Raw genomic sequence first — 13,512 nt, forward strand, 5'->3', positions numbered from 1 at the left:
TAGCCTTTAATGTCGCCTTTTCGAATATTTTTATTGACCATGATCTATTTATTTGTTATGCTGAATCTGAGGTGACACACGATGCTTTCTTATAATGATCTTAATATAAAGTTTACGATGGAACAGATGGATTTCTATGCGCTCCATATCGCATATGAGCGGTTTTTGCGCTCCATACCGGGACACAGCCACAGTGATAACAGTTATGAAATCCATTATATCCCCTATGGACGGGGCACGGTTAAAATCAATCAGGTGACTTATAATATTATTCCCAATACTTTATATGTTACCGGCCCCCATGTCGTACATGAACAGATTCCGGATAAGAATGACCCTATGACGGAATATTGTATTTACTTAAAAATTGAAAAAAAGAACACGGATAAAAAAACATTAACAACTGGATCTTATCTGCATATCTTCGAAAATACAAAATTTTGGTTCGGTCAGGACAGCCAGAATATCCATCCTCTAATGCAGCAAATTTTTTTAGAGCTTGATAAAAAATCTACCGGTTACATAAAACAGACGGAACTCCTGCTCCAACAGCTTGTGATTTATCTGATACGTAATTACGAAAATATACATCGATCGCAAAACCAGATCAACTTTCCTGATTTATCCTACCGTAAATATTTTATTATTGAGGAATATTTTTTATATGAATACAATAACCTGTCGCTGGAAACTCTGGCTGCACGTCTGGGACTAAGCACAAGGCAAACCGAACGCCTGCTAAAAAGACATTACGGAAAAACTTTTCTAAAAAAAAAGATGGAAGCCCGAATGTCCGCTTCCATAATCTTATTAATGGACCCAGAAAAAAGCATTACTATAATAGCACATGAGCTGGGCTATTCGTCTGTTGAGCATTTTTCCAGCGCTTTCCATCGATATTATCATCAGTCCCCAAGGGAATACCGTAAAATAAATTTTACCTCTTTCGTCAACCTTTAACTGCTCCGGCAGTCGGCAGCGATGTACTTCAGGTATTTTATCCCACTTCCAATTAGTTAGATCTATTTGATACAGGTTATACATAAGGTTCGAAATACCGTTATGTATAACCTGTTTTATTTCCGTTAAAGCCAAGTGAGAATTAGCAAGCTTGCTTGCAATATTCGAACACGTACGCGAACCGGAGAAACTCGCAAAGCGTGTTTCTTCCGGTTTGCAGGCAAAACGGGATCAATCTCTTTACCTCAATTAGTAATCTGGCCTTTCCACTTCTTTCGGACGGCCAAAAACAGTGGATTCCTCTTACTATAACCGGGCATCCTTATTCCTAAAATATTCTCTTACAAGGAACTGCATAACTTCCCCAGGCTGTTCCCTGACAAAATCAGCCCTCTCCCCGAATACCATTCCAAAAGGTGATTTATTCGTATAAGGCTCCCACTGGGGCATGTCTTCTCCGGTTGAATCTTTTCCGTTGGGGTTACCGGAACATATGAAATTAGCCCAGTAGTTACACATTTGACGGGCAAGATCATAATGTTTGCCAACAAAGGGCCTCCAGCATTTTGCAAGTGTCTCAAAAAAGAACCAGAGATCCACTGAGTGGAAAGTACCCGGGTTGTCCCAACCCGGTATCTCTGCATCAAAATGATAGTAATACATTGGTTCTTTATTATTGGAATCATCATTGGCCTGGGCAGCGATACGGTTTGCATACTCTACTATACACACGGTAGCTTTTCTTTTCATTTCTTCCAAATTTCCGGAAGCAAAATTGCATATTGTCAGAAATCCATCTGCAGCCTCACCGAATAAATCAACCGCCATTTTATGGAACTCTTCCGGTGTATCTACCTTAGGTTCACAATTAAATTCAGTAGAAGTATGCCCGAACAGCATGGGAATCTTCAGACGTTTATTCATGATAAAAAGTTCGAACGGATTGCCTGTGCAAAAATGATTATCAATAACTGTTCCCCAGTATCTGTTATATTCCTGTGCTTTTTTATTTATATATTCCGCATCCAGCTCTCTGGCTTCTTTTAAAGAAGAAATCCCCAGAAATTCAAAGAATGCCACTCCATCTTGTTCTGCCTGGGAAAGTTCCATTCTTTCATCAAACATAAAATTACCCGGATAAAGCCTAGTTATCATTCCACTTTCATTAATTGCTTTCTGAAAAAGTCCTTCATTTTGAGGTGAAGTAAGCTGGCTCATAACACTTGCACCTCCGGCTGATTGTCCGCCTATTGTAATATTATCGGGATCCCCTCCGAAAGAAGCTATATTTCGTTTGACCCATCTGGTTCCCGCCTGCTGATCCAGATGTCCGAAATTCCCAGGGGCTTCCGGTGTTTCTGCCGTTATTTCCGGATGACATAAAAATCCAAAAACATTCAGCCGATAATTAACCGTAACTACAACGATACCTCTTCTTGCGATTCTCTCCCCGTCAAACTCCATCTCAGCCGTATTGCCTACTTGAAGACCACCCCCGAAATACCACACATAAACCGGAAGTTTTTCGTGGGTACTTAAGGCAGGCGTCCAAACATTCAGGTACAGGCAGTCCTCGTTCATGGGAATATCCGGGTCAACCGCCCATTCCCTGGTATAGATATCCTCTTTATTAACGCCCGGTGTTGCCTGCATGGATATGGGTGCAAATTCAAAGGCTTTAAGTACTCCCTCCCAGTTTTTTACCGGCTGGGGAGCTCGAAACCGGTTTTCTCCTGTGGGTGGTGCCGCAAAAGGAATTCCTTTAAAACTAGTAACTCTCGGATCTGCTGCCGGTAACCCCTGTATTACACCATTTTCTGTTTTTACTACTCGTAACATATGGATACCTCCATTCAAAATAATAAACTATTATTAATATAGAAACCCTTTCGGTAACTGCAAACATTATTATTGCATTTAATACCATTCAATTTATACCTTCTCAGATCCAAGTCTGTCCCATAGGACAACTGAAACGAAAAACAAGAATATTCGAAAAACTATGTTGTTTTATACAATTACCTATATGTAATGCCTTAGACACAAAGTATCTTATCAATATGATATGGTTCTTTATGTTCTTTCCTATTTTCAAAGGCTAACCGGCTGAAATTATATGCACCGTTATTCCATACATTAAAATCATGAATACCGCCCTTTATCAGAATTTTATAGTAATCTCCCAGGTTTTCTCCCGCAGCTTCCCTAAGTCCCTTTACTGCTTTTGAATAGCCGGCTCCATACGCCACATCATCTGCATCACCGCAGGTCATGTAGAGCAAATGGAGTTTAAAACTGCCTGATCCTATCCTTGCTCCCAGATATTTTCCATCACTTGAGGTAGGTGCATTGGAAAAAGCACCTGTATAAGCAAATAGATCCAACATACCAGGTGCGGGTACTGTGGTAACCAGGCCGTTCTTCCAGCCGCTTACACCTCCTGCAAATACAGCCGAATCACACCGGTAACCTCCCAGTCCCAGATTAAGAGTCTGCATACCACCCATGGACAGACCTGCTAGTGCCCTGTGCAAGCGGCTATAGGTTATTCCTTCCGTAGAGGTATCCTGAATCTTAGCATAAGTATTATATCGGGATTCAATAAAAGGAATTAAATCGTATCTTAACTCATAGTCAAAATAGTAAAAACCCAGAAGATTGGTCCCGTCCGGATTAAAGGCAGTATCGGTCCAGTCATACGCACTTCTCCCCTCCGGAAAAATAACAATCATTGGATTGATATCTCCTTTTGCAATCAGATTGTCAAAAATATTACATATGGTATAATTCCCGTTAATTTTTCCGTTTCCGGATAACCATTCATAACGACTGCCGCCTACACCGTGGAGCAGATACAATACATCGTATCTCCTGTCCTTATCGCTTTGATCATACCCAGCAGGTAAATAAACGTTGCATTTCTTTATGATGGGATCTCCGAGTACTGCTTCTCTTCCCGCTTCTATAGCAGAAATATTATGGTTTGTCACCAGCTGCCTAAATTGGTTAATATAGTTTCCGGTACTGTATGAAATCTCCTCCAGTGTACCCTGCTGTATCTTTATTACAGCCCGGCTGTATTCTTCGGGCAAAGCCGCTGCTTCACTGTTTCTCATAAACCTTCCCTTCTTCCTATTTATACTCTGTCTGTTTCATGATTTGATCTATCTAGTGAAATGCCTCACTTAACTTTAGTGAAACACTTTTTGGTTTATTATGGTTCTTGGCGAGACTATCCACACTTGCTCCTCTGATACGATAAGGATGGAATCCCCTATCAGTTTCAGGATATATGCGCTGTATTTCAAAACTGCATAAAGCATTTGAAGATAAAGGAATTTCGAATTTTAAATTGCCATCTGTAACACTTAACCGTTCAATTTTTACCAGCGGTTTCGCGCATTCCAAAAGCAGTTCTGTCTGTTCTTTTTTCAGATTGGCAGGCGAACCCATGTTAATCCAGTCCTTAAGAGGATTGCAGGTATTTTCATCCACCAATTTTGTAACCATCCTGTATTCCCCATTTTCCAAATCAATTGATATCTGTAAGTAAATGTCTTTATCCTCATTTCCCTCTACCGGATTCCAGGCAATTCCATAGATGACGCCCATGTTATCCTTAGTAATAATATAATGCTCACTACGTGCAACCGCATTTGCTCTTAAATTGCGGAAGAAAGAGAATGCCCAGTAAGTAGGCTTCGGAATCATTCCGTTTGTTAATAACCCAAAACAGCCGGAGAACGGAGTATAGGAAACCCCCGCCTCTTCAAATACATCTCCAAAAGTCCAATAGGAATAGGAAGCACAGACATCTCCCAGTTCACTTAATAATCGTGCAATATAAGCAGCGTTAAGGTTTGTATCATGGATGGGATTCAGGGGCGTGTAAGAGGTATTGAATTCTGTAAGATGCATCTCCATACCCGTATACTCCTTAAAACTGTCTATTATCCGTCGGCTTTCTTTTAACTCATTCATAAACACTTCCGGTTTCCTTAAGTTTTGATAAGTATAATGACCGTCTTTTTCCGGCAAATCCGTTGCATATGCATGCCTGGTCACAAAATCCAGTGGTATTTTGTTATTAGAGCAATGTTCCAGAAAACTGTGAAGCCAGCGTTCATCATCCACACCGCATATTGCCGGTCCCCCAATACGTATACGGGAATCACAGTTTTTAACCGCCTTTACAGTTACTTCATAAAGATGAAAATACTCATTCATATCTGCATCTTTCCAGAAACCGGGGAGATTCGGCTCATTCCATACTTCAAACGGCCAGGTTATTACTTCTTCCCTTCCGTAGCGGTCAATCCAGTGATTTACTGTGGCTTTTATTAGTTCAGCCCACTTATTATAGTCTGACGGCGGAGTTACATTTCCTTTCCAATAAAACACCGTCTGACTTCCGGAGGCCAGTTTTTCAGGCATAAAACCTAATTCCACAAACGGCTTCAGTCCCATAGATAGATAATCATCAAAAACCATATCCAAATAGGTAAAATTATATTCAGTCTTTTCTGTTCCGTCTTCTTCATAGATGTGATAAACAGCCATATCATCACAGAATAATCCATGCCCGCGAATATAAGAAAAATGAATATCCTCCTGGACCTTTTTTAACTGATTATAATATTCTTTCCGCAATGCCAGATTCATACGACCCGTACCAATACAGAATAATGCGTTATTGTTGAAACCAATACTGTCTTCAAGGTTAATTTTACAATATAATTTATTTGCCATACTTCTCTCCTGATATATATTTTAAGCAAATTATAAATTATCGTTATACTACATACAATGATATATCCCATTGTTTCATTGATATATCCTAATGTGTAAATTGTTTATTGATATACCCTAATATGTAAATTGTTTATTGACTCTCTCGTTCTGCTTCGAACCTTTTACTTCCCGTATAAGAATTTCTCGTAATACCGTAAACACTTTCAAAAAGATGAAATATGGTCAAATACCCATAAATTATAAAGAATCCATGCAGTTTTTGCAATGCATACAAAAAAGCTCCCTATATGATACTTTCGAATCATATAGGGAACTTTTCGCAAGTTCATACATAAAGTTATAAAATAGACATTTCTATAATAATTACAAGGTTAAAATAACCTAATTACTGATTTACTTTGTTGCTGCAGCTCTGGCATCAACCACTTTCTGGTATTTAGCTTTATCAAACTCAACTAATTGTGCCCAATCAAGACCATCAAGCTGGGTCTTCATATCTGCCCACATACTCTTGAATTCGTCTTCACTGCTTGCAAAAACCATTCTCCATGAAGTATCACATATTAAAGTAGCACACTGACTGCGGATTAAGGCAATATCCGTTGTATCACTCGGAAGAATGATATTAACGTTAGGTATGGGTTTTAGCTGTCCTGTGCCTTCCAGATATTTAACCTGGTTTTCTGCACCGTATTTTTCACTCCACTCTTTTGTCATGGTAGTCTTATTAGCTTCAAGATAGGATGCCCAATAGTTGTAAACATATGTTTCGCCTGTATTCGGATTGATAGATACAGCATGTAAAGGCCATTGATTGATTTTGCTGTTACCATCATCGAATCCGCCGCCGCCCCATTCATCCGGTACCGGACGGTTTTCCATCAAACCATACAGACCGTTTTCCGTAAGGGTATATTTACCGTCGTCACCTTTCGTATAACTCCAGTCCGGAATACCGGTATGTATATACTCCAGTCCCTCAGGACTAGTCAGCCAATCCAGGAATTCAATGGCTCTGGCTCTGTCATTACCTTCCATATGGGAACCAATTGCTAAGGCTCTGCCATCTCCGAAATAGTAATCGGAAGGCTGGTAAAAATTCATGTCTGCGACGGGTGCATAGATATAAGCATTTTTTTCGTTGGCACGTTCCGGAGTATTCCAGAAACCTCTCTGCCAATTATACCAGAATAATAATACCTGTTTGTTCTTCATCTTATTGCAGGCAGTATCCCAGTTCTGAGTACCTGAATCAGGGTCAACCAAACCTCTCTGGTTTGCTTCGAAGAAGAAGTGCAGCATCTTATAATATGCTCCGTCATCATCTGTAACTTCTTTCATATCACCTGTATTACCAAGCATAATAGAACCATCTACTTCATAGCCATACGTTTTGGTAAGCTGGGTCGCTGTTTCCATAGTAATCTGAGTTCCGCCTTTATCCCAATCCGGCCATAAAGAAATGGCGTAACTAGGATCACCGGTTTCATTGGTAGGATGTGCTTTCTGAATCTGTTCCAGGGCATCCAGTAAGTCGTCCAGATTCTTCAGCTCCGGAGCTCCTATTTCCGTATAGTAATCCCAAGGTAGCATAGGACTAATAGCTACCGTATCTTCAGAATAAGTGGTAGGTGAAGTATTGGTTATCTGGCAAGGCAGCCCATAAATTTTACCCTCACTGTTACCCTCCAGACCGGTATTGAAAGTTTTATACTGTTCATAATACTGGCTTAAGTTCGTGCTGCTTTGTACTTCACTGCTGATATCTGCAATAAGGCCAGCTTTAATACAGTCCTGAAGAGGTGAATTATCTAACAGGATGATATCACCTAATTTTCCTGCGGCAGTACGGGTCTGGTAGAGAGCTTCTCCGTCACCGGATGCCTGTGGAGCGATAATATTCAATTCCAAATTGAATTTATCCTTAACTACTTTTGCAAACCATCCGCTTTGTGTACCCTGATAATTAGCAGCAACATCATAAACTTCCAGTGTAAGCGGAGTTGAGTGATCAATTCCTGCCTGTGTATTACCGGATGTATCGGACGTATTTTTAGTGTCCTCAGCTGTGCTTACTGCAGTAGAATCCTTTGTGTTAACTGTGTTACTGCTATCAGTTTTCTTTGAACCGGAACATCCGGTCAAAACCAGAGAAAGCATGCATACTACAGCTAACATCAATGAAACGATTTTCCTTTTCTTCATAAATGAGTCCTCCATTTTTTATAGTATATAAAAAGATGCTTACCATCCTCCTATATCTAACCTTTGACTGCACCAATCATAATACCTTTTACAAAATATCTTTGGAAAACAGGGTATATTAACAAAATTGGTGCAACTACAATAATTGTTACCGTCATACGTATTGAAGTAGCTGTCTGAACGGTTGCAACGCTCTGTGCAACAGCCGAACCGCTGGAAGAATTCACAAGCTGTTTTAGTGAGCTGGCCTGATTGATATACTGGTACAATATAAACTGTAAACTGTACAGCTTATTGTTCGTCATAAGCAGCAGGGTATCCTGAAACGCATTCCATTGTCCTACCGCTGCAAAAATAGTTACCGTTGCCATAATCGGTTTAATAACAGGCATAATAACACGGTAAAATATTTTCATAGTGCCAGCACCGTCAATCTCTGCCGCCTGTTGTAACTCTTTTGGTATCGACTCTACAAAAGTCTTGGCAAGAATAATATAAAACGGTGATACAATTGTCGGCAAAATATATCCAAAGAAATTATTTGTCAGATGCAGATTCCGCATTGTTAAAAACCACGGAATGATACCTGCATTAAAATACATGGTAACTATGACAAATCGATACCAGAATTTCCTATGCCATAAGGTTTCTCTTGTAAACATATAACCCAGAAAAGCAGTAGCTATTACTGTCATTAGAGTACCGATTACAGTTCTTCCGACAGATATTATTGTGGCGTCCAGTAAACCCGGTATCTTTATTGCCTTTAAATAATTTTGAATATGAAGTCCATGGGGCAGGAAAATGATTAAACCTTTTTGACTCAATTCATTCGAGCTGATCGTATTAATAAATATATAATAAAACGGATAGACGCAGATAAAGGCAAATACGGCAAAAAATACATAAGTTATTACACTGACTGTCGCATCTCCGAAACTTTGCTTTTGACGTTTTCTTTTTTTAATGAATCCCATGAAATTTCCTCCCACATTATAAAAAGCTTTCGCCTCTTACCAGTTTCGAAATACCGTTAGCTATGGTAAGAAGTATTAAACTTATTACACTTTTTAAAATACTTAATGCTGTTGCAACCGAATAACTACCGCTTCCCATCGCCAGATTGAATACATATAAATCCAGTACCTGGATGTGTTCTTTATTAAAAGCATTCTGGAAAACATAATACTGCTCCATACCGTTAGAAAGAAAATTTGCAATTGCTAACATCAGTAATACAAAATAAGTAGGTAATATACTTGGAATGGTAATAAAACGGATTCTCTGCATTCTTGTCGCTCCGTCTACCTTGGCCGCTTCGAACATCTCTTCATCAATGCCGGTAATAGCAGCTATATACATAATGGCAGCCCATCCGAGATTTTTCCAGGTAAGCCATAACCACTGGGTGATCCAGACATGATCCGCTGCCTGCAGGAATTGGACCGGTTTATCTAATATTCCCCAGCTTACCAGTACATGGTTTACCACACCCGTATTGTTGAATATATTAAATGCAACAGAATATACCAAAACCCAGCTGATAAAATTAGGTATCGTAGTTACTGTCTGAACTAATTTTCGAAATGGTAAACATTTTATTTCATTTAAGAATATTGCAAAAATCATAGGAAGCCAGGAAGTTCCTACTGTGATTCCACTCATGACTAATGTATTTGTAATCACATTCATTATTTGTTTTGTTTTTACCGGATTGGCTACCAGGGATTTAAACCATTTTAAGCCCACAAAATTATCTATGGTCATTGGCTGAGGCGGTCTGTAATCGAAGAATGCATAGACCCACCCATAAAGAGGATAATAGGCAAAAACCGCAATCAGCGCTATAAACGGAAGAATATAAAGAAATTCTTTATAGGATCTTAATTTCTTTTTATTTTGAAATAGTTTCATTTTGATTCTCCTTTTTATAATAATACATGTAAACCGGTTATAATTTACGTGGATCTATGGATATCACCTGATCTTCTGTTAATAGAAGGAACGGACCCGGAATCCGGAGATCCGACGCATCCGTATTGCCGTAAAAATCATTTGCTGCCATAGACTTTGCTTTTACTTTACTGATATCTTCCGTATTCAGAATATATCTGTCTTTGTCAACAGGACGAGGTGAAAACATAGGAAGTTCTTTGGTTTTACCTATTTCCATCGTAAAATTCTCGGTATCTATCTTGATATCAAAATATCCTTCCTGTCCTTCCATATCAAAGCCGTAGAATTCCTGCCACGCCTGTAAATCCAGACATACTGCCGGAGCCGGATAAAGAATTCTTAAATATCCTCCGGGCATATTAAGGAATAAATTCCCCTCCGATTCATTATGTTCGGTTGGCATCTTGATAGCTGCCTCTTTACAGTCATAAAATACATTATTCCATATCTTTGTATCCCGGCTCGTTCCTCCCCTTTTATCACCGGTAATCCGAAAAGCAACTGTTTTGGCATAATAACCGGCGCTTCGGCATTTACCTATAAAATTATTCACAATGTGTATATGATCCGTACCCTCCCCATATATAGCATATCCATTAACCACTCCGGCCTCTTCCATCTTGTACCAGCCGGAGGAACCTGGTTCTGCAGGTATTGCAGCCGAATCGAAACGTCCCTCTATATTCCAGAAAATATTATTATCAATGAGATTAATGCCATCACGGCTACATTCAATAAAAATAGCTTCCCTCTGGTTAATTCCATCCAGAAAAAGATTCTGGGTAATACGGTTGTTTTCATTGCCCACATCCATCCACAAATGATCCGCACGGATCGTTTTCGTAAATATATTTCGTCTGATAAGGCTGTCGGTACAGTTGTGGACTTTGATTCCTCCCGCCTCCCAGGATAACTCCATCTTCTGCCATCCGGTACCCTGTATCAGATTATCTTCAAGTAATAAATTTTTTGCAAACAGACCTGCGATACCGCATACCCCCGCGTTAAAAATCTTACAACGCCGTATTATGGTTGAACCTATGATCTGGTCCTTGATAAAAGAATGATGCCAGCATTCATTACCAATATCAATACCTACACCGTTAGCCCAGTCTATTGTACAATCTTCAATAATCCAGTGGTGTCCCCGATAACAGGATATTGCCCCCCTTTGGGGTACGGGTGCTCCCGTAGCTGCATGGGCACATGTAAGCCCCTTTACTTTAATAAAAGACAAAAACGGAACCTCCGGGGCAAAGCACTGTTCTCTGCAGGTTAATTCAATACTATGTACAGTGGGATCTTCATCATTTTCCAACCTGAAATGAACGGTCTGACCATTTGCTTCTACCCAGTAGGAACCCGGATGGTCTCCCAGCTGATTATATAGAGCCACCTGATAAAGAGGCTTCCCGTCACAAAATACCATACCACGGCGGTTCAGATAGGTTGTCATGTCCGTTTTATCATATTCTATAAATAACCGGTCATGGAGGATATTTACGGCACAAAACGGATTATATCCCCGGAACTCATCCGGATCCAGCTTTACTTCCCATATCCTTGCATCACTTTCTAAACTTTTCCTGCCTTGCGAAAATCGATTTAGATTCCATCCTTCACTTTTATTAAAATGTTTTGCTTGGTAAGACGCTTTAATGAGTACTTCACCATCTCCATAAGCTTCGTAACTAATCATTCTATCGATTCCGCTCCCGCCTCTGGCTGGATGAACACATTCCCTGTAAATCCCACCATGAATCCATACTCGGGTGCCAGGTTTTGCCAAGAAAGCTGCTGCATTAATAGTCTTTAACGGGTTCTTAAGAGTTCCGTCATTCGTATCAGCCGCAGCCGGATGATTCCCATCCACATGAATTTCTCTGTCATATACCTGCTCTTTTTCCCACAAATTAAAATTACTGCCACTTGGTAAACATAAAGTTTTTTCCTGATTCATTTAATCCTCCCATCCATATCTGTAATAGAAGACTTTATTATGCATCTTTACTATATTGTAAATATTTTAGAATTGTTTTTTAGATATATTTTTAAAATATATAGAATCTTTATGTATATTTTTTATTTAATATATTGAATAAACTAATTATAAAATATTATTTCTTATGAAACAATGATATATAATCAGCTTAATATGAACTATTTACAGACATAAATGATATATTTTCATGCAAATATGATGTATTGTCATTTCTTTATATTTTTCCTATACATTGCAATAGAATTGTTGTTACATTTTAACGCATTTCAACAAGTCAAATTTCTATATCTTAGGTAATTTTCACAAAAACCTTATAAGTATAAATGGTGTATTACACACAAAATACACATCATAACTTTCCTCTTTTTTTCTATAAAATCTAAATAATAATGCAAAACCGGCTTTCCAACTCTGTCGCTGACGCACTGTTATTTCCGTGACAACTTTCCCAAGGGATATTATCCTTTTGAATATTCCTGTGCAGCTAACAAAACGGGTCTTTTTATTTCATTGGAAATTCGTAGAACCTTTCTATGAAACCGGGAGAAACACGCTTTTCGAGTTTCTTCGGTTCGCGGGTGCGTTCGAATTATTGCAAGCAAGCTTGCCAATTCTCACTTTGCTTTCGCGGAAACCGTAAGAAACACGCTTCGCGAGTTTCTTCGGTTCGCGGGCGCGTTCGAATTATTGCAAGCAAGCTTGCTAATTCTCACTTTGCTTTCGCGGAAATTAAAAAAAGTGCGAAAGTCTATTAAACTTTCACACTTTGCCATACGACTCCCCACAGCCATATACAGTACCCTGATATTAAATATTATTTATTTTATTTGGATTTTCTTCCTTTTTATATAATTGATAAGGACTTTTACGAAATTGATTCGGTGTTAATCCTGTGATTTTTTTAAACTGGCGAAAAAAATGTTCCATATTACGGTATCCACATAAAGTCACTATCTCTGCTATCGTATAATTATCGTATACCAGATATTTTTTGGCTAAATTAATACGGCTGTTTATTACATCGTCCATACAGGAGACTCCGAAAGCACTTTTGTAAATATCCTCCAGATAACCAACGCTTATATTAAGTTTATCCGCCATTTTTGAAACTGTCCATTCTATATTAGGATTATGGTATATCTCTAGTTTTAATTCGTTTAGATTTTTAAATAAAGGAGATACTGCTTTATAATTATAGGATTCAAGCAGTTTATTAAACAGTATTCTTAATAAATTATCAATCGTTATATCTTTAAAATTATTATTAAATACATGTTCTGTTACAAGTAATTGGTATATTTTATGGCAATACAACGGGTCGCGTATCATAAACGGGACCCCACAGCGAATCGGCGTTGTAGTAACATAAGTTTCATCTGTATAAAAACGAATCCAGTCATTCGCATATTTTTCTGCACACGCACGGTAATAAATCTTTTGTTTTGGCCGGTAGAGTATGGCACAATTAGAGGGATATTCTCTGTAATCTCCATCCACTAAGAATATTGCAGGTGTCTGGGTTAACAATAACAGCCAGCAGTCATGCCCCTCCGGTATATCAAATACAAAGTCATCCGAATGGGACGCATCATATTCTATAAATTCTATATGAATCATCGTTACCCTCCATTTATAAA

The 13,512-nt window shown here is 38.8% G+C and carries 9 protein-coding genes; 1 reads left to right on the forward strand and 8 read right to left on the reverse strand.

Going from position 1 to position 13,512, the window contains the following annotated elements; translation table 11 throughout:
• The first annotated feature begins 81 nt into the window (after window positions 1–81).
• Window positions 82–960: an AraC family transcriptional regulator gene (locus Ana3638_RS00055; RefSeq protein WP_161835931.1), complete on the forward strand. Its 879-nt coding sequence runs from the start codon at window positions 82–84 to the stop codon at window positions 958–960.
• 306 nt (window positions 961–1,266) lie between these two features.
• Here the strand turns inward: Ana3638_RS00055 and Ana3638_RS00060 are convergent, their stop codons facing one another.
• From Ana3638_RS00060 to Ana3638_RS00095, 8 genes are all read right to left on the reverse strand, one after another.
• The gene (locus Ana3638_RS00060) at window positions 1,267–2,799 is read right to left on the reverse strand and encodes a carboxylesterase/lipase family protein (protein WP_161835933.1); all 1,533 of its coding nucleotides are present in this window, start codon (window positions 2,797–2,799) and stop codon (window positions 1,267–1,269) included.
• A gap of 197 nt (window positions 2,800–2,996) precedes the next feature.
• Window positions 2,997–4,076: an alpha/beta hydrolase gene (locus Ana3638_RS00065; protein WP_161835935.1), complete on the reverse strand. Its 1,080-nt coding sequence runs from the start codon at window positions 4,074–4,076 to the stop codon at window positions 2,997–2,999.
• 52 nt (window positions 4,077–4,128) lie between these two features.
• The gene (locus Ana3638_RS00070; protein ID WP_161835937.1) at window positions 4,129–5,709 is read right to left on the reverse strand and encodes a GH39 family glycosyl hydrolase; all 1,581 of its coding nucleotides are present in this window, start codon (window positions 5,707–5,709) and stop codon (window positions 4,129–4,131) included.
• A 396-nt stretch (window positions 5,710–6,105) separates the two neighbouring features.
• On the reverse strand, window positions 6,106–7,917 hold the full coding sequence (locus Ana3638_RS00075) for an extracellular solute-binding protein (protein ID WP_161835939.1): 1,812 nt from the start codon (window positions 7,915–7,917) through the stop codon (window positions 6,106–6,108).
• Between the two features lie 56 nt (window positions 7,918–7,973).
• Complete coding sequence (locus Ana3638_RS00080) at window positions 7,974–8,894, reverse strand: carbohydrate ABC transporter permease (protein WP_161835941.1); 921 nt, start codon at window positions 8,892–8,894, stop codon at window positions 7,974–7,976.
• 16 nt (window positions 8,895–8,910) lie between these two features.
• On the reverse strand, window positions 8,911–9,831 hold the full coding sequence (locus Ana3638_RS00085) for an ABC transporter permease subunit (protein ID WP_161835943.1): 921 nt from the start codon (window positions 9,829–9,831) through the stop codon (window positions 8,911–8,913).
• Between the two features lie 37 nt (window positions 9,832–9,868).
• Window positions 9,869–11,833, reverse strand: coding sequence for a right-handed parallel beta-helix repeat-containing protein (locus Ana3638_RS00090; RefSeq protein WP_161835945.1), 1,965 nt, complete (start codon window positions 11,831–11,833; stop codon window positions 9,869–9,871).
• A gap of 849 nt (window positions 11,834–12,682) precedes the next feature.
• The gene (locus Ana3638_RS00095; RefSeq protein WP_161835947.1) at window positions 12,683–13,492 is read right to left on the reverse strand and encodes a helix-turn-helix domain-containing protein; all 810 of its coding nucleotides are present in this window, start codon (window positions 13,490–13,492) and stop codon (window positions 12,683–12,685) included.
• Between the last annotated feature and the right edge of the window lie 20 nt (window positions 13,493–13,512).

The organism is Anaerocolumna sedimenticola, assembly GCF_009931695.1.
GTDB classification, from domain to species: Bacteria; Bacillota; Clostridia; order Lachnospirales; family Lachnospiraceae; genus Anaerocolumna; species Anaerocolumna sedimenticola.